The organism is Pseudomonas mandelii (assembly GCF_006438925.1).
GTDB lineage: Bacteria > Pseudomonadota > Gammaproteobacteria > Pseudomonadales > Pseudomonadaceae > Aquipseudomonas > Aquipseudomonas mandelii_C.
In genome coordinates, this window is record NZ_RCZA01000019.1 from 1 (window position 1) to 17,036 (window position 17,036).

Sequence of the window (17,036 nt, forward strand, 5' to 3'; positions counted from 1 at the left end):
AGGCACCACGGCCTCGCCAGCACTGACCGCCGACAGGCTGCCGTCCTGGTACAGCTTGCGCCACAGGAACAACTGGTTGGCATTGATGCCGTTACGCCGAGCCACCACCGAAACGCTTTGCCCTGGCTCAAGGCTCTCGCGAACCATGGCCAGTTTTTGCTCTGGGCTCCAGCGGCGCCGCCGCTCCTGGCCCAAAAGCTCCCCACTCTTATCGTTGCTGTTAGTCATAAACATAACCGTTTGCCTATCCCTTATCGTAAGGGGGAAACGGTGTCCTGTCTTTCATGGGGCTCGTTCATCCAACAGGTAGTAGGGACACTTTATGTATGGCTGCTTGGTGTACGTAAGGATATGCTGCCTCCCGACTTCATATATGCCAATAAAAACCAACCACAGTGACGTTATGAGCCAATCAGAGACGCGTGCGACTGCCCTAACGCTGTATCCAGAGGACTCCCGCGAGGCGGCGGCTCTGCTGAAGCAGGCCGTACCACTGATGGTGCGTCACAACATTCCACCAAACCCCGTGCACTATGCCCTCTGGTACACCTACAGCAAAGGTCAGGAGCCAGAGCTTAATCGCCATCTGGACAGGGTGGTCAAAGACTTCGACTGTTTCCCTCCAGAATCTGCTACGAAGCTTTTTCGTGACTACATCATTCGTGACGAATTGGAAGAGGCACGCGCAGGGCAACAACAAGCGATCAATCTGGTTGACGACATGGAGCGTAATGTCTCGCGTAGTGTGAATGGCAGTGTCAACTTTCAAGCCAGTCTTGGCCATTGCATGGAAATGCTCGCGGAGCCGGTCGATCAGAGATTGCCCGCCATTCTGAGCGCGCTGCAACAGAGCACCCAGGTCATGCAGGATCAGCAAGAGCTTTTCCTCTCCCAGCTGCACTCAGCGCAAAATGAAATTATGAGTCTGAGAGACAAGCTCGAGCGAGCCCAACTGGCTGCATCTTTGGATGGTCTGACTAAGGTGTTGAACCGGGCTACCTTCACTCGCTTGCTGGAGCATGCATTGATCAACGCTCCACATGGGGTGGCATTGGTCATGTTGGATATCGATCATTTCAAGCAGTTCAATGACCGGTATGGCCATCCTTTGGGCGACCGCGTACTTGAACATGTTGGTCAGGTGTTACGGAACTCAATCCCGTCTCAGGCCCTGGCGGCACGCTATGGTGGTGAAGAGTTCTGTGTAGTCCTGCAAGAGTGTTTTGATCTCACCAGTGCTCATACTTTTGCTGAGCAGCTGCGCCTGAAAATTCAGGCGCTGCGAATCAAGGTTCGTGGCACGGATGAGGTGCTGGACACTGTAACTGCGTCCCTTGGTGTCGCCCTCGCGATAGCGGGTGACGATGTGGAAAGCCTTCTGACTCGTGCCGATGATGCCCTCTATCAAGCCAAGCGCAGCGGGCGCAACCGAGTGAATTGAAACTGGCATTCGGATTCAATCTGCAATCACATAGCCGCACAGGATATGGTGATTCGATTCGCGTTCCTTCCGCATGGCAGCCATAGCTAGGCTGTGGTGTGAAGTAACGTCAATGGAGAGGTCGCTCCTTCGGGCTTAAGCCCGGCTCGATCTTGCGCCTTCAGGTGAGGTGTCCAGGTATGCGTTTGCGGCTTGGCGGAGGACTCTGAAGTTCAGCCTGATGTACCGGTAAAGCGAAGCATTTTATGGCTTCCTCATTAGTCTTCGAGGCTGCCGCGCTGTTCGCTATTCCAGGCTTCAGTGAGCTCGTCTATCCGATCTGTGATTTGAGGCTTTTTTGATAGGACTAGGCAGCGCGTGTTGCCGACAAATTCTTCTATCAGATACACAGAGTCGCCGACATCCAGCTCCAACTCCTGCAACGCTTCATCGGGAATTCGAATAGCACCGTCACCATCCCATTCTTCGATGATGATTTTCATAGGGGGCTTTCTCACGTGTAGTCTCCAATGCTTCTGAGTCGGCAATGGTAACGTGTTTTGGTCTATCCGGTTTAGAGCGAACCTAGACATCCCAAATAGCTAAGCTCTACGGCTCCGGCGCTCTGACCGAACAACCGCTCCATCTGTAATTTCCTGTTTGTCATTAAGGGCGGGGAAATCACACACTTGCGAAAGTACTTGCCGCTGACTGTTATAGACCCCCTCAGAATTGAGTCCGTTCCTGCTCCAGGATCCACAAAAAAACGCCACTCAATGAGTGGCGTTTTTTTGTGCGTGACATTTACAAGCGGCATTGCCATCACTGTCGGCATCTGCCCATGCATGCTTAGAACGGAATTTCGTCTCAGCAGGCATGACCCGTAGGGCGGCAGAATCAGCGCGTTTTCACAGCGGTAGCCAGACCTGAATACTCCTGCATTGCATCCTCCAACGCCCCCCGAAAATACTCCCGCGACGCCCGGTCACAAAGGATGTGCAAGCTCGCCTGCTGCACGGTGCCGGAATTGATAACGATCACGTTGATGCGTGCCGCCGACGTCTGGGCCACCGCTCCCGGGCCGAACGCCTGAGGGCTCAGGTCAACCCCGCAGAGCTTGGCCAACACTTCGCTCAGATGATCCCCCGTCAGCTGAAAACAGGCATGGCTGTCCTGCCGAGGCAGCAGATAGTTGGCTTGATGATCAAGTTCCCAGCGTGCCTCTTCATCCGCCATTCGTTGGCCTTGATCCTCTGGGCTGCCGAGCAGCAGGTATTCGGTCTGCGACAGCCGCGCCACCTGACTGCCGTCGGCTTGAATCACCGCACGGTTGGGCGCATCCGGCAGGACGAAGCCGCGGCTGCGCAGGTACGCGGCACTGTGGGCGCCGCGGAAACCGACTCGCGGCAGGTCAGTCAGGTCCGCCAGGCGGCACCCCGGCATCGGTGCCAGGGCTTGCCGAGGGATGCTGTGTTGTTCTCTCAGACTGGTCATGACTCAAAGCTCCTGGCGTTGGTTGTCGGGATCGAAGAAGGGCAACTGCACCACCTCGGCCTGGACCACGATGCCGCCTTCGACGCGGATCGGAATCCGTTGCCCTGGCGTGCTCTGATCGATGCCGGCGTAGGCCAGGCCGATGATCTTGCCCAGGGAGGCGGAATATTCGCAGGAGGTGACGTTGCCGCTGATGTCGGGGCCGTTCAGCACCAGATGGCCTTCCAGCGGTTGCAGGCTGCCTTTGGGCAGGCTGAAACCCACCAGTTTGCGTTTCAGTGGCTGGGCTTCGAGGATGTCTACCGAGCGGCGGCCGACGAAGAACGGCTTGGTGCGGCTGATCGCCCAGCCCATGTCGATTTCCGCCGGGTGGGTCATGCCGTCAGTGTCCTGACTGATGATCACGTGGCCTTTTTCCAGACGCAGCAGGCGCTGGGTTTCGACGCCGAAGGGGCGGATGTCATGTGCTTTGCCGGCCTCAGTCAGTGCGTCCCAGAGCTTGAGCCCATGACGCGCGGGTACGTGGATTTCATAGCCCAGTTCGCCGACAAAACCGACTCGCAACAACCGGGCCTTGATGCCGGCCACGGTGCCCTGGCGAACGCCCAGATAAGGGAAGGCATCGGCGCTCAGGTCGAGGTCGGTGCAGACCTGTTCCAGCACCTTGCGCGAGTCCGGCCCGGCGACGTTGACTGCACAAATGGCCGCAGTGACGTTGGCGACATCCACGTCGAGGCGCCATTGCGCGTTCCACTTAAGCATTTGCTGATAGATCCGGTCGACACCGCTGGTGGTGGCGGTGACGTAGAAATGGTTCTCGGCAAACCGCGCGCAGACACCGTCGTCGATCACCACGCCGTGCTCATTGGTCATCAGCGCATAACGGGAGCGGCCGATCGGCTGCTTGATAAAGGCGAACGTGTACATCCGATTGAGCAGTTCGGCCGCATCCGGGCCGCGCACATCCAGGCCACCGAGGGTCGAGACATCGATGATGCCGACCTTGTTGCGCACGTGCAGGGCTTCGGCCTGCATGCAGGCTTCGCGATCCTTCGCGTTACCGTAGTAGGCCGGGCGTTGCCAGATGCCCGCAGGCATCATCTTCGCGCCAGCTTGCAGGTGACGAGCGTGCATCGGCGTTTGCCGGTACGGGTCGAACGCGCGACCGGCGACATGCGCCAGCTTTTCAGCCACAAACGGTGGTCGTGCCGTGGTCACGCCGGTTTCACTGATGTTGCGTTGGGTGGCCCAGGCCACCAATCGCGCGGTCGGCAGCGCCGAGTGACGACCTTGAGACGGGCCCATGCCGACGGTGGAGTAGCGCTTGACCAGTTGCACGTCGCGATAACCGATCCGGGTGGCGTTGACGATGTCGGCTACTTGCAGATCCTCGTCGAAGTCGACGAAGTCCTTGCCTTTGGGATGCGGGAAGATTGGCCAATTAAAGTTGACCCGAGCCTCGCCGCTGAATGGCGCGCGTTGCGTACCGACTGTCAGACCCAGCGCGAGGGCGGCTTCGGTACCGGCATTCACACCATCGGCAATCACGTTATCCAGCTGGTGACGACCGTTGACCGAGCCGGCGACATTCAGATTCTTTGGCAGGCCGCTGAGAGTGAACTCGGCACGCTGATCGTCGTAGGCCAGTTTGCCGCCGGCCTGGCACAGCAGTTGATAGACCGGCATGTAGCCGGCGGACATGCACAGTAAATCGCAATCCAGGTGTTGCCCGCTCTCGGCGACCTGGCCTTGTGCGGTGATCTTGCGCACGTCGACGCCGTTGATATGGCGCATGCCTTTCTCGTGCTGGGCTTCATAGACGGTGCTGTTGCTCTGACGGTAGATCTTGCGTTGCGCCAGTGCACCCAGCAAGGATTCGTCCGAAGGACCATGACGCAGGTCCACCACCGCGACAACCTCCACGCCCTGGTCATGCAGATCCAGCGCGGCGAGGTAACCGTCATCGTTGCCTGTCAGCACCACGGCGCGTTTACCGGGTTTGACCGCATACAGTTTCATCAGTCGTTGCGCGGCGCTGGTCAGCATCACGCCCGGCAGGTCGTTGTTGCGAAAGATCACCGGTTGATCAAAGGCCCCGCTGCACACCAGGCACTGGCGGGCGCGGACCTTGTACATGCGTTTGCCCTGAATCACCGGCAGGTAGTTGTCGGTGAACCAGGCGTTGCAAGTGGCTTCGGTCAGGATCTGGATATTGGCGTGTTGCTCTACCGCAGCGAGCAGTTCGCGACGCAGGTTTTCAGCCCTGTTGCCTTCGATATCGAAGCGGGCATAGGTTAGTGAACCGCCGAGCACCGGTTGTTGCTCGATGAGCAACACCTTGGCCCCCGCGTTGGCTGCCGTCAGCGCCGCATGGAGCCCGGCGGGGCCTGCGCCGATGACTGCCAGGTCGGTGAAAAGGTAGGCCTTGTCGTAGTACTCGGGCCGGAAGGTCAGGTCGAGCACACCGAGGCCGGCCTTCTTGCGAATGATCGGCTCCCAGATTTTCCACATGCCCTTGGGTTTGTAGAACGAGCGGTAATAGAAACCCACCGGCATGAATTTCGAGAACTTGCCGAGGTAGGCGTCCTTGTCGTTATCCAGCGAGCCGTTGACGTTCTGCGCGCTGACCTGCAAACCGGCGGACAACGCATGTGCGTCGGCCAGCACGTTGGGCTCTTCGGGCAACTGCACCAGGCTGTTGGCGTCCTGGCCGGCCATGGTCAGCGGGCCACGCGGGCGATGGTATTTGAACGAACGGGAGATCAGGAAACGCCCGTTGGCCAACAGGGCGCTGGCGATGCTGTCGCCTTGCAAGCCTTGGTAGCGGTGGCCGTCGAAGCTGAAATCCAGCGGTTGATCACGGTCGATCAGCAAGCCCATGGGGGCGGGTAGGCGATTCATCCTGCGATCTCCTTGGCGACGCTGAAGTCGACGCGGGCGGTGAACAGTTCTTTGGGGTCGAAGGTGCGCAGGATTTCATCGGTTACGGTGTGCCGCTCCGCAAGAAACCAGTAGCTGGATGGCGTGTGCATCCACCATTCGCGCACCACACCGGCGAGGTTGTCGGTGTTGAACACGTAGTCGGCCCATTCGGCGTCGCTGCAACTGACCGGGTCAGGCATCGGCTTGAATTCACCGCCATAGGTGAACTCGCTGATATTGCGCGGCCCGTTGAGCGGGCAATTCATGATTTTCATAGTCCGCTCTCCGTCAGTGACTGGCCGCCGTGGCGCCCATTTCGTTGACTTGCTGGAAGGTTGAGAAACGCTCAAGGCCGAAGGGTTTGATCAGCTCCGGTACCTTGCCGCCACTGGCCACCAACTCGGCCATGGTCTTGCCGCAGATCGGCGTGGCCTTGAAACCCCAAGTGCCCCAGCCGGCGTCGAGGTAGTAATTCTTCACCGGCGACAGGCCCATGATCGGGCTGTAATCCGGGGTCATGTCGGTGATACCGGCCCATTGGCGCATCAGCTTGGCGTTGGCCAGGAACGGGAACATCTCGATGGCATGGGCCAGCAAGCTTTCCTTGAGGTCCAGCGTCGAGCGTGTATTGAACAGTGGATAGGGATCGGAGCCGCCACCGAACACCACTTCACCGCGGCTGGTCTGCTGCACATAGCAGTGCAGGGCGGAGGAGCTCACCAGCGGATCGAGAAACGGTTTGAACGGCTGGGTGACCATCGCTTGCAGCGGGAAGGTCTGGATCGGCGAACGGATCCCGGCCTTGGCCATCAACAAGGAACTGTGTCCGGCAATCGCCTGCACTGCACAACCGCACTTGATGGTGCCGCGATTGGTTTTCACGGCGGTGATGGCGCCGTTCTCGATGATCAGGTCCTGGACTTCGGTGAGCTGATGAATTTCCACGCCACGCTTGGCCGCCTGCTTGGCGTAACCCCAGGCCACGGCGTCGTGGCGCGCGGTGGCGCCGTCGATGTGCCACAGACCGGCGATCACCGGCAAGTGACCGGGATCGAGGTTGAGGCTGGGCACCAGTTCGCGGATCTGCTGGCGGTCGATCATCTCGGTACGGCCGCCAAAGTGTTTGTTGACCTCGGCGCGCTGACGGAACGAACGCACCGTGGCATCGGTGTGAGCCAGGGTCAGTTGGCCGCGCTCGGAGTACATGATGTTGAAATCGAATTCGTTGGACAGCGACTGGAACATCCGCACCGACTCGGCATAAAAACGCACGCCTTCGCTGGTCAGGTAATTGGAGCGGATCACTGCGGTGTTGCGCGCGGTATTGCCGCCGCCCAGATAGGACTTTTCCAGCACCGCGATGTTGGTGATGCCGTGGTACTTGGCCAGGTAGTAAGCGGTGGCCAGACCGTGGCCGCCGGCACCGATGATCACCACGTCATAACTCGACTTGAGTTCCTTCGGTGGCGGCAAATCCACTTCCACCGGGTACTCCGAACTCAGCCCGTATTTCAATAGATTGAATGGCATAGGGCCTCCGATTGGCTGCGTTGAGCCTGGTGTTGCGCAAGGGCTGCGGTGACAGTGTTTTTCATCAGAAAGGCGATGGTCATCGGCCCGACACCACCAGGTACCGGGGTGATCGCCGCGACGTGGGGCAGGGCGCTGTCGAAGTCGACATCGCCCACCAAACGGCTGCGGCCATCGTCTTCGATGCGGTTGATGCCAACGTCGATCACCACTGCGCCTGACTTCAGCCAACTGGCGTCGATCAGCCTTGGGCGCCCCACGGCGGCGATGACGATGTCTGCCTGCCGGCACAGAGCCTGCGGATCCGGGCTGCGCGAATGCAGGACGGTCACTGAGCAGTCGGCCTGCAGCAACAACGCTGCCATGGGTTTGCCGACGATGTTCGAGCGGCCGATCACCACCGCGTGCTTGCCGCGCAGATCGCCGCAGGTTTGTTCCAGCAAATACAAGCAACCACTGGGGGTGCAGGGCGCGAGTACCGTGCGACCCTGGCTGAGACCGCCGACGTTCTGACTGTGGAACCCGTCTACATCCTTGTCCGGAGCGATAGCCTCCAGTGCGCGTAATTCGTCGATATGCGAAGGCAGCGGCAGCTGCAGAAGAATGCCGTGGATCGAACGATCGGCATTCAATCGGGCGATCAAAATGAGTAACTGTTCAGTGCTGGTGTCCGTGGACAGCCGATGTTCCAGCGAGCGGATACCCACCTCTTCGGCGCGCAGGATCTTGTTTCGCACGTAGACCTGGCTGGCAGGGTCGCTGCCCACCAGAATCACCGCCAGTGCCGGTTGAATGTCTTGCTCGCGCAGGCGCTCCACGTCCTTGCGGACCTGTACCAAGACGCGGGCGGCGGTGGCCTTTCCGTCGATCAGTTTGTGTGCGTTCACCGGAAGATCACCGTTCTGTCCTGGTTGAGGAAAACCCGGTGCTCCAGGTGGTACTTGACCGCCTTGGACAGGGCCACGGTTTCGGTGTCACGGCCGGTGGCGACCAGATCGTCGGGCAGGTAGACGTGATCGACGCGCTGTACTTCCTGCTCAATGATCGGTCCCTCGTCGAGGTCGCTGGTGACGTAATGGGCGGTGGCGCCGATCAGTTTCACGCCGCGCTGGTAGGCCTGGTGATAAGGTTTGGCTCCTTTGAAGCCGGGCAAGAACGAATGGTGAATGTTGATCGCCCGCCCCGAGAGTTGCTTGCACAGGTCATCGGAGAGGATCTGCATGTAGCGCGCCAACACCACCAGTTCGGTGCCGGTTTCGTCGACGATCTTCATCAGCTCGGCTTCCTGTCGGGCCTTGGTTTCCTTCGTCACCGGCAAGTAGATGAAGCGAATGCCCTCGCGTTCTGCCATGGGCCGCAGGTCGAGGTGGTTGGAGACGATGGCGGTGATGGTCATGTCCATCTCGCCCTTGTGGTAGCGATAGAGCAGGTCGGTCAGGCAGTGGTCGAACTTGCTGACCATCAGCAGCACACGCATCGGCTCGCGGGTGTCGTGTAATTCCCAGGTCATCTCGAACGCCTTGGCGACGTCGGCGAAGCCGTCCTTGATCTGTTGAATGTCGCCCTGATGGCCGTCGTTGAAGCGGAACACCGCACGCATGAAAAAACGGCCGCTGAAGTCGTCGTCGAATTGCGCCATCTCCCCGATGTAGCAACTGTTGTCCGCCAGGTAGGTGGTGACGGCAGCGACGATGCCGGACACCGCGGGACAGGTGATCTTGATGATGAAATGGTTTTTTTCGTGTTGCATGACACGTCCTCGGGATGATGGCGGCAGCTCATCGCATAGCGAAAAAAGTGTCAGCGGACAGCAGGCTCATCCATGAGCGCGTTTTCTTGGTGGGAATAAATTATTCCTGTTGATGGCTTTATAGGGGAATGGTCGCGCCGCGTCCAGAGCTTTTAAGAAAGTTTTTTAACTGGCAGGAAAATTCGCGAGGCCGACAGTGGGTCGGCCTCGAGGCAGGGCAGAGCGCGGGAAGAGGGGCGTTATTCTTTGTCGGAACCGTAGTTCATGATCGACAGCAAGCGGATCGGCACTTGCACCAGTTGCTCGGGACCGTGAGGAATTTCGCCTTCGAACGTCAAGCTGTCGCCAGCCTCCATGCGGTACAGCTGATTGCCGTGGCGATAGATCAGTTCACCTTCCAGCAGGTGGAGGAATTCGGTGCCGGGGTGGGAGAAGGTCGGAAACTCCTCACTCGCGTCATCCATGCTCACCATGTAAGCCTCGAAGCTCTTCTTCGGCCCGCGGGTGTGGTTGAGCAGATGGTACGTATGGCCTTTCTCGGTACCGCGGCGCACCACCTCCATGCCCTGATCAGCCTTGACTAACAGCGCGCTGCCGTCCTGCTGGTCGTATTCGCTGAACAACTTGGACAGGGGCAGGCCGAGCACGTCGCACAGACGGCTCAGGGTATCGAGGCTGGTGGACACCTGGGCGTTTTCGATCTTGCTCAACATGCCCTGACTGATATCGGCAATCTTGGCCACGTCAGACAATTTCAGATCCTGAGCCTGGCGCTGGCGCTTGATCTGCAATCCCAGGTATTGCTCAAGCTTGAGGCGCGGGGCGGTTTCGGTCGACATAGTCATCAGATCCTGCACACTTTCCGTTCAGTAATATTAGTTTCGCACTGAGAAAGTGCAAATGGCGATGCTTGACGCATGCCCTGCGGGCAGTATTCCCACAGGGAAAAGAATATTCCCATATATACAGCACAAAAGCGCCTGTCACGGCGTTTCGACGTTTCACTCGCGAATCTGGCAAGGGCTTTGCATTCCTATTAGGAAAATAACTTTCTTTTTAGGAATAAAAAGACGGTCAACGCCCATCCAGAATGTTTTGCCTTTCGCGAGGAGTGACGAGCAATGTTGCCAGCAGAAACCCAGCGCATCATCGACAAGCACGGGATCAAGTACGTGCTCGCGCAATTTGTGGATATTCACGGTGCGGCCAAGACCAAGTCGGTGCCGATTTGTGGGCTCAAGACCGTCGCCGAAGAGGGGGCGGGTTTTGCCGGGTTCGCGATCAGTGGCATGGGCATGGAGCCCCACGGCCCGGACTTCATGGCTCGCGGCGACTTGTCCACCCTGACCCCGGTGCCCTGGCAGCCGGGTTACGGACGGGTGGTGTGCGTCGGCCACGTCGATGGTAAGCCGCATCCGTATGACAGCCGTTATGTGCTGCAGCAACAAGTGCAACGCCTGGAAGAAAAGGGCTGGACCCTCAACACCGGTCTGGAGCCTGAGTTCAACCTGATGCGCCGCGATGAGAGCGGCAAGCTGCAACTGGTCGACCCCAGCGACAACCTTGACAAGCCTTGCTACGACTACAAAGGCCTGTCGCGTTCCCGGGTGTTTCTTGAACGCCTGACCGAGGCCTTGCAGGCGGTAGATTTCGAGGTCTATCAAATCGACCACGAGGACGCCAACGGCCAGTTCGAGATCAACTACACCTACAGCGACGCCATGACCTCGGCGGATCGTTTCACCTTCTTCCGCATGGCTGCCGGCGAGATCGCCAATGACCTGGGGATGATCTGCTCGTTCATGCCCAAGCCTGACCCTAAACGTGCCGGCAACGGCATGCACTTTCATCTGTCGATCAGCAGCGCCGACAACAAAAACCTGTTCCATGACGCCAGCGATCCGAGCGGCATGGGGCTGTCGAAAATGGCCTATCACTTCGCCGCCGGCTTGCTTGCCCACGGCCCGGCGCTGTGTGCCTTCGCCGCACCGACGGTCAACTCCTACAAGCGTCTGGTGGTGGGCAATTCGTTGTCCGGTGCGACCTGGGCGCCAGCCTTCATTGCCTTCGGCGCCAACAACCGTTCAGCGATGGTGCGGGTGCCTTACGGCCGTCTCGAATTCCGTCTGCCGGACGCGGGGTGCAATCCCTATCTGGTCAGCGCCGCGATCATCGCTGCCGGCCTGGACGGCATCGACCGCCAGCTGGAAATCGACCACGTCTGCAACGAAAACCTCTACAGCCTGAGCCTCGAGCAGATCGCCGCGCGGGGCATCAAGACCCTGCCGCAATCGCTCAAGGAAGCCTGCGATGCGCTGGAAGCCGACCCGTTGTTCGCCGAGGTGCTTGGCCCGCAGATCGTTGGCGAGTTCATCAAGCTCAAGCGTATGGAGTGGGTGGAGTACAGCCGCCACGTCTCTGACTGGGAGATCCAGCGCTACACCGAATTTTTCTGATTTTCCATTTTGACAACCATTCGGGCACCCGGCACGGCGCCGGGCGTTCACTGCCTCCGAAGGAGACTTGATATGTGTGGAATCGTAGGTCTTTACCTGAAAAATCCGCAGCTGGAATCCCAGCTCGGCAAGCTCTTCGAACCGATGTTGCAGGCCATGACCGATCGTGGCCCGGACAGTGCCGGCTTCGCCATTTATGGTGATGAAGTGGCGGACGGCTGGGTCAAGTTGACCTTGCAGGCGACCACCGAAGGCTTCGACTGGAAAACCCTGATGGGCGAACTGGAAGGGCGCCTCGGCTGTTCCCTGGACTGGTTCCAGAACGCCAGTGCCGCGGTGCTGAAGATTCATGCCGAAGAGGCGCCGGTACGTCTGGCCCTCGCCGAACTGGCACCGAGCCTGCGCATCATGAGCGCCGGCCAGAGCATCGAAATCCTCAAGGGCATGGGCTTGCCCCAGGAGATTTCCCAACGCTTCGGCCTGGCCGGCATGAAGGGCAGCCACATCATTGGTCACACCCGCATGGCCACCGAAAGCGCGGTGACCATGGAAGGCAGTCACCCGTTTTCCACCGGCGCGGACCTGTGCCTGGTGCACAACGGCTCGCTGTCGAATCACTTCCGCCTGCGTCAGGAACTCAAGCGCGAAGGCATTCACTTCGAAACCGACAACGACACTGAAGTGGCCGCCGGCTACCTGACCTGGCGCTTGCAGCAGGGCGACTCACTGAAAGAAGCGCTGGATCACTCGCTGGAGGATCTCGACGGTTTCTTCACCTTCGCCATCGGCACCCGCAACGGTTTTGCGGTGATCCGCGACCCGATCGCCTGCAAGCCGGCGATCCTCGCCGAGACGGACGACTACGTCGCCATGGCCTCCGAGTATCAGGCCTTGTCGAGCTTGCCGGGAATCGAAAATGCCAGAATCTGGGAGCCCGCACCGGCCACCCTGTACATCTGGGAACGCGAGTCAGCTTAAGGAGCGCACACATGAAAACCATCGATCTTTCCACCGCCACCGTGCGCGACCTCAATCAGGCGCTGCACGATCAGGTCAATAACGTGACCGATCACGAGTGGGTGGTGACTCACTCCGATGGCAAGCACAACCTCGCGGTCGGGGTGAATGAAGTCGTGTCCATCGATATCCAGGGCCACGCCGGTTACTACTGCGCGGGGATGAATCAAAAGGCCTCGATCACCGTCCACGGCAACGTCGGTGTCGGTTGTGCCGAGAACATGATGTCCGGCTACGTCCGGGTCAAAGGCAGCGCCTCCCAGGCGGCCGGTGCCACGGCCCATGGTGGCCTGCTGGTGATCGAAGGCGATGCCGGTGCCCGCTGCGGGATTTCCATGAAGGGCATCGACATTGTGGTCGGCGGCAGCATCGGCCACATGAGCTGCTTCATGGGCCAGGCCGGGCGCCTGGTGGTCTGCGGCGATGCCGGCGATGCGCTGGGCGATTCGTTGTACGAAACGCACATCTACGTGAAAGGGACCGTTGAGTCCCTGGGCTCGGATTGCATCGAAAAAGAGATGCGCGCCGAGCACCTGGAAGAGCTGCAAGGGCTGCTCAACCGCGCCGGTTTCGAGCACAAGGCGGCTGACTTCAAGCGCTACGGTTCGGCCCGTCAGTTGTACAACTTCAAAGTCGATAACGCGTCCGCGTACTGATCCGCGCGAGGAGAATAGATATGACTGATAAAACCCCTCCGGTGCTGCGCGAGTCGGCCACCTTCGACCGCCTGACCATCCAGGAAATCCAGCGTGCCGCCGAGACCGGCATCTACGATATTCGCGGCGGTGGCACCAAGCGCAAGCTGCCACATTTTGATGATTTGCTGCTGCTCGGCGCCAGCGTTTCGCGCTATCCGCTGGAAGGCTATCGGGAGAAGTGTGGCACCGATGTAATCCTCGGTAACCGCTTCGCCAAGAAGCCGATCCACCTGAAGATTCCGGTGACCATCGCCGGCATGAGTTTCGGTGCTTTGTCGGCCAATGCCAAGGAAGCCCTGGGCCGTGGCGCGACCATCGCTGGCACCAGCACCACCACCGGTGACGGCGGCATGACCCCGGAAGAACGCGGCCAGTCGCAGCATTTGGTTTATCAGTATTTGCCGTCCCGCTATGGCATGAACCCGGACGATCTGCGCAAGGCTGACGCCATTGAAATCGTCCTGGGGCAGGGCGCCAAACCCGGTGGCGGCGGTATGTTGCTGGGCATGAAAGTCACTGAGCGCGTGGCGGGTATGCGCACCTTGCCGATCGGTGTCGACCAGCGCAGCGCCTGCCGTCATCCGGACTGGACCGGCCCGGATGACCTGGCGATCAAGATTGCCGAGCTGCGGGAAATCACCGATTGGGAAAAACCGATCTACGTGAAGATCGGCGCGAGCCGACCGTACTACGACGTCAAGTTGGCGGTAAAAGCCGGGGCTGACGTGATTGTGCTCGACGGCATGCAAGGCGGCACCGCAGCGACTCAGGAAGTGTTCATCGAACACGTCGGGATCCCGATTTTGTCGGCCATTCCCCAAGCGGTACAGGCTTTGCAAGAGATGGGCATGCATCGCAAGGTTCAACTGATCGTTTCCGGAGGGATTCGCAACGGTGCCGACGTCGCCAAGGCGATGGCGCTGGGGGCGGATGCGGTGGCCATCGGGACGGCGGCGCTGATTGCCTTGGGCGATAACCATCCACGCCTGGACGAGGAACTGAAGAAAATCGGCTCGGCCGCCGGTTTCTACGATGACTGGCAGAACGGCCGCGACCCGGCCGGGATCACCACGCAGGACCCGGAGCTGTCCAAGCGTCTGGACCCGGTGGAAGGTGGTCGGCGTCTGGCCAACTACTTGCGCGTGTTGGTGCTGGAAGCCCAGACCATGGCCCGGGCCTGCGGCAAGTCGCACCTGCACAACCTCGATCCCGAGGATTTGGTAGCGCTGACGGTGGAGTCAGCTGCCATGGCGCGGGTGCCGCTGGCGGGAACTAACTGGATTCCGGGTTCCGGTACCGGTTACTGAGAGAGTGCTCGTTCCCACGCAGGAGTGGGAACGAGCAGATTGAGAGGCCCGTCAAGAGGCCCATGAAATAACCATTGCTCGCTGCCAGACACTTTCCGTTCTTTTGCAGGAGCTTTGAAAATGGTCAATCGTCTTCTCGGCAAATCCCTTCTGGTCTTATTGGCGGCCGGCGCGCTCGCGCCGCTCGCCCAGGCGGCCGACGCACCCACCTTGAACACCGGCAGCACCGCCTGGATGGTGACCGCCGCGGTGCTGGTGCTGTTCATGTGTCTGCCGGGCCTCGCCTTGTTTTACGGCGGTCTGGTGCGGGCGAAAAACATGCTCTCGCTGTTTACCCAGTGCTTCGGCATCGCCGGCCTGGTCGGCGTGCTGTGGGTGATCTATGGCTACAGCATGGTGGTCGACAGCACCGGCATGGTCGAGGGACAGGTGACGTTCAACAGTTTCGTCGGTGGTTTGAACCGGGCCTTTCTGGCTGGCATGACCCCGCAGAGCCTGGTCGGTGACATTCCGGAAGGCGTGTTTGTAACCTTCCAGATGACCTTCGCGATCATTACCCCAGCGCTGATTGCCGGCGCATTCGCCGAGCGCATGAAGTTCTCGGCGGCGCTGTGGTTCATGGCGCTGTGGTTTACCCTGGTTTATGCGCCCGTCGCCCATATGGTCTGGGGTGGTTCGGGCGCTTTGATGCATAACTGGGGTGTCCTCGATTTTGCCGGCGGCACTGCGGTGCATATCAATGCTGGCGTTGCCGCGTTGGCCGCGTGCCTGATTCTCGGCAAGCGCAAGGGTTACCAGAATACGCCGATGCCGGCCCACAACCTGAGCCTGACCATGGCCGGCGCGGCGATGCTCTGGGTTGGCTGGTTCGGCTTCAATATCGGTTCCGGCGGCGGTCTCAACGGCACTTCGGGCATTGTCATGCTCAATACGCAACTGGGTGCCTGCGCCGGGATTCTGGGCTGGATGTTCACCGAGTGGTTCAAGGTCGGCAAGCCGAGTGCTTTGGGCCTGGCCAGCGGTGCTTTGGCCGGTTTGGTCGGCATTACTCCGGCGTGTGCGTATGTGGGCGTAGGCGGAGCGTTGGCCATCGGTCTGCTGTGCGGAGTGTTCTGCTACTTGAGCGTCACTGTGCTGAAACGCCGGTTCGGGTATGACGACAGCCTCGACGTGTTTGGCTTGCACGGCATCGGCGGAATGATTGGCGCGGTGTTGACCGGCGTGTTCTGCGTGCCGTCCCTGGGCGGGTTGGTGGAAGGCGTGAGCATGGGCGCTCAGGTCGTGGCGCAGCTCAAGGGCGTGTTGCTGACGACGGTGTACTGCTTCGTCATCAGCTGGATCATTCTCAAGGTGATCAACGCGGTGATCGGCTTGCGTGCCGACGAGGCGGTGGAGGAGATGGGGCTGGACCTGGCCGAGCACAACGAGAGTGCCTATAACCACTGATCTTTAATGTTGACTGACACGGCCCACCTTCGCGTGGGCCGTTTTCGTGGTGCTCAACTCAACGCTGCATCACTGATCGACTTTCGCTCGCGCTTGGGCGGCACGCTGCAATTGACTGGCGATCAGGGTGTTCTTTAGCAGATACGCAATGGTCATCGGCCCCACGCCTCCCGGAACCGGCGTGATCGCACGGGCGACGGTGCGCGCACTGGCGTAATCGACATCGCCTACCAGCCGATTGCCGGACTCACTGGCAATGCGATTGATGCCGACATCGATGACCACTACTCCGGGTTTGAGCCAGCTGGCGTCAATCAACTCAGGTCGACCCACCGCCGCGACCACAATGTCCGCCAATCTGCACAACGCCGGTGCATCGACACTGCGCGAGTGCACCACGCTGACCGAACAGTTGGCCTGCAACAACAGGGTCGCCATGGGTTTGCCGACAATGTTCGAACGACCGATGACCACCGCGTGCAAGCCGCTCAAGTCACCGCAGGTTTCGTGCAGCAGACGCATGCAGCCGCTGGGTGTGCAGGGTGTCAGGACTTCGATGCCTTGCACCAGGCCGCCGACGTTTTCCCGATGAAAACCGTCCACGTCTTTGATCGGGTCGATGGCGTGAATCACTGCCGCTTCGTTGATATGTCCCGGCAGGGGCAACTGCACCAAAATGCCGTTCACCGTGGCATCGGCATTCAGTTGGGCAATCAGTTCCAGTACTTGCGCCTGGCTGGCGTCGTCCGGCAGACGGTATTCAAGGGAGCGAATCCCGACTTCCTGGGCCCGCAGCAGTTTGTTGCGCACATAGACCTCGCTGGCCGGGTCCTCACCGACGAGCAGCACGGCCAGGGCGGGGTAAATCTGCTGTCCGGCCAGGACCAGAACCTCTTCTCGAACTTCGTCGAGAACCTGGGCTGAGATGGCTTTGCCGTCGATAACGCGGGCAAGTGCAGGGGTGGTGCTGATCAAAAGAGTCACCGTCGTCTTGAT

The 17,036-nt window shown here is 59.8% G+C and carries 16 protein-coding genes; 6 read left to right on the top strand and 10 right to left on the bottom strand.

Features of this window, described 5'->3' with window-relative positions; all coding sequences use genetic code 11:
• On the bottom strand, window positions 1-228 hold a 228-nt coding region (locus tag EAH74_RS30280; RefSeq protein ID WP_140677966.1), incomplete at its 3' end, for a transposase.
• A gap of 175 nt (window positions 229-403) precedes the next feature.
• Between EAH74_RS30280 and EAH74_RS30285 the strand changes: the two genes are divergently transcribed.
• Complete coding sequence (locus tag EAH74_RS30285) at window positions 404-1,441, top strand: GGDEF domain-containing protein (protein ID WP_193560160.1); 1,038 nt, start codon at window positions 404-406, stop codon at window positions 1,439-1,441.
• 257 nt (window positions 1,442-1,698) lie between these two features.
• Here EAH74_RS30285 and EAH74_RS30290 read toward each other — a convergent pair whose 3' ends face one another.
• From EAH74_RS30290 to EAH74_RS30325, 8 genes are all read right to left on the bottom strand, one after another.
• A complete protein-coding gene (locus EAH74_RS30290; RefSeq protein WP_240050586.1) occupies window positions 1,699-1,923 on the bottom strand; it encodes an AbrB/MazE/SpoVT family DNA-binding domain-containing protein in 225 nt (74 codons plus the stop codon).
• A 394-nt stretch (window positions 1,924-2,317) separates the two neighbouring features.
• Window positions 2,318-2,914 (bottom strand): sarcosine oxidase subunit gamma, encoded by a 597-nt coding sequence (locus EAH74_RS30295; protein WP_140683842.1) that lies wholly within the window; start codon window positions 2,912-2,914, stop codon window positions 2,318-2,320.
• A 3-nt stretch (window positions 2,915-2,917) separates the two neighbouring features.
• Window positions 2,918-5,815, bottom strand: coding sequence for a 2Fe-2S iron-sulfur cluster-binding protein (locus tag EAH74_RS30300; RefSeq protein ID WP_140683844.1), 2,898 nt, complete (start codon window positions 5,813-5,815; stop codon window positions 2,918-2,920).
• Window positions 5,812-6,111, bottom strand: coding sequence for a sarcosine oxidase subunit delta (locus tag EAH74_RS30305; RefSeq protein WP_140683846.1), 300 nt, complete (start codon window positions 6,109-6,111; stop codon window positions 5,812-5,814). Before EAH74_RS30305 ends, EAH74_RS30300 begins: the two co-directional genes overlap by 4 nt.
• A 13-nt stretch (window positions 6,112-6,124) precedes the next feature.
• Complete coding sequence (locus tag EAH74_RS30310) at window positions 6,125-7,366, bottom strand: FAD-dependent oxidoreductase (protein WP_046052994.1); 1,242 nt, start codon at window positions 7,364-7,366, stop codon at window positions 6,125-6,127.
• Entirely contained in the window at window positions 7,348-8,253 is a 906-nt protein-coding gene (gene folD, locus EAH74_RS30315) for a bifunctional methylenetetrahydrofolate dehydrogenase/methenyltetrahydrofolate cyclohydrolase FolD (RefSeq protein WP_140683848.1), read from the bottom strand. The genes EAH74_RS30310 and folD overlap by 19 nt, the downstream gene beginning before the upstream one ends.
• The gene (purU, locus tag EAH74_RS30320) at window positions 8,250-9,116 is read right to left on the bottom strand and encodes a formyltetrahydrofolate deformylase (RefSeq protein WP_140683850.1); all 867 of its coding nucleotides are present in this window, start codon (window positions 9,114-9,116) and stop codon (window positions 8,250-8,252) included. The genes folD and purU overlap by 4 nt, the downstream gene beginning before the upstream one ends.
• Window positions 9,117-9,355: 239 nt before the next feature.
• The gene (locus EAH74_RS30325; protein ID WP_123366042.1) at window positions 9,356-9,955 is read right to left on the bottom strand and encodes a helix-turn-helix domain-containing protein; all 600 of its coding nucleotides are present in this window, start codon (window positions 9,953-9,955) and stop codon (window positions 9,356-9,358) included.
• A gap of 282 nt (window positions 9,956-10,237) precedes the next feature.
• Between EAH74_RS30325 and glnT the strand changes: the two genes are divergently transcribed.
• From glnT to EAH74_RS30350, 5 genes are all read left to right on the top strand, one after another.
• Entirely contained in the window at window positions 10,238-11,572 is a 1,335-nt protein-coding gene (glnT, locus tag EAH74_RS30330; RefSeq protein ID WP_140683852.1) for a type III glutamate--ammonia ligase, read from the top strand.
• Between the two features lie 72 nt (window positions 11,573-11,644).
• The gene (locus EAH74_RS30335) at window positions 11,645-12,550 is read left to right on the top strand and encodes a class II glutamine amidotransferase (protein WP_140683854.1); all 906 of its coding nucleotides are present in this window, start codon (window positions 11,645-11,647) and stop codon (window positions 12,548-12,550) included.
• An 11-nt stretch (window positions 12,551-12,561) separates the two neighbouring features.
• Window positions 12,562-13,245 carry a protein glxC gene (locus EAH74_RS30340; protein ID WP_140683856.1) on the top strand — a complete coding sequence of 228 codons (684 nt, stop codon included), beginning with the start codon at window positions 12,562-12,564 and terminating at the stop codon, window positions 13,243-13,245.
• Window positions 13,246-13,265: 20 nt separating this feature from the next.
• Window positions 13,266-14,594, top strand: coding sequence for an FMN-binding glutamate synthase family protein (locus EAH74_RS30345; RefSeq protein ID WP_140683858.1), 1,329 nt, complete (start codon window positions 13,266-13,268; stop codon window positions 14,592-14,594).
• Between the two features lie 120 nt (window positions 14,595-14,714).
• Window positions 14,715-16,040 (top strand): ammonium transporter, encoded by a 1,326-nt coding sequence (locus tag EAH74_RS30350; RefSeq protein WP_140683860.1) that lies wholly within the window; start codon window positions 14,715-14,717, stop codon window positions 16,038-16,040.
• Between the two features lie 69 nt (window positions 16,041-16,109).
• On the opposite strand, the gene EAH74_RS30355 is transcribed toward EAH74_RS30350, so the two are convergent.
• Window positions 16,110-17,015, bottom strand: a complete 906-nt coding sequence (locus tag EAH74_RS30355; protein WP_193560161.1) for a bifunctional 5,10-methylenetetrahydrofolate dehydrogenase/5,10-methenyltetrahydrofolate cyclohydrolase — start codon at window positions 17,013-17,015, stop codon at window positions 16,110-16,112.
• Between the last annotated feature and the right edge of the window lie 21 nt (window positions 17,016-17,036).

Bases quoted from the DNA above. Each gene is read 5' to 3' on its own strand.
- EAH74_RS30285 (WP_193560160.1), top strand. From the start codon at position 404: ATGAGCCAATCAGAGACGCGTGCGACTGCCCTAACGCTGTATCCAGAG.
- EAH74_RS30290 (WP_240050586.1), bottom strand. From the start codon at position 1,923: ATGAAAATCATCATCGAAGAATGGGATGGTGACGGTGCTATTCGAATT.
- EAH74_RS30295 (WP_140683842.1), bottom strand. From the start codon at position 2,914: ATGACCAGTCTGAGAGAACAACACAGCATCCCTCGGCAAGCCCTGGCA.
- EAH74_RS30300 (WP_140683844.1), bottom strand. From the start codon at position 5,815: ATGAATCGCCTACCCGCCCCCATGGGCTTGCTGATCGACCGTGATCAA.
- EAH74_RS30305 (WP_140683846.1), bottom strand. From the start codon at position 6,111: ATGAAAATCATGAATTGCCCGCTCAACGGGCCGCGCAATATCAGCGAG.
- EAH74_RS30310 (WP_046052994.1), bottom strand. From the start codon at position 7,366: ATGCCATTCAATCTATTGAAATACGGGCTGAGTTCGGAGTACCCGGTG.
- purU (WP_140683850.1), bottom strand. From the start codon at position 9,116: ATGCAACACGAAAAAAACCATTTCATCATCAAGATCACCTGTCCCGCG.
- EAH74_RS30325 (WP_123366042.1), bottom strand. From the start codon at position 9,955: ATGTCGACCGAAACCGCCCCGCGCCTCAAGCTTGAGCAATACCTGGGA.
- glnT (WP_140683852.1), top strand. From the start codon at position 10,238: ATGTTGCCAGCAGAAACCCAGCGCATCATCGACAAGCACGGGATCAAG.
- EAH74_RS30335 (WP_140683854.1), top strand. From the start codon at position 11,645: ATGTGTGGAATCGTAGGTCTTTACCTGAAAAATCCGCAGCTGGAATCC.
- EAH74_RS30340 (WP_140683856.1), top strand. From the start codon at position 12,562: ATGAAAACCATCGATCTTTCCACCGCCACCGTGCGCGACCTCAATCAG.
- EAH74_RS30345 (WP_140683858.1), top strand. From the start codon at position 13,266: ATGACTGATAAAACCCCTCCGGTGCTGCGCGAGTCGGCCACCTTCGAC.
- EAH74_RS30350 (WP_140683860.1), top strand. From the start codon at position 14,715: ATGGTCAATCGTCTTCTCGGCAAATCCCTTCTGGTCTTATTGGCGGCC.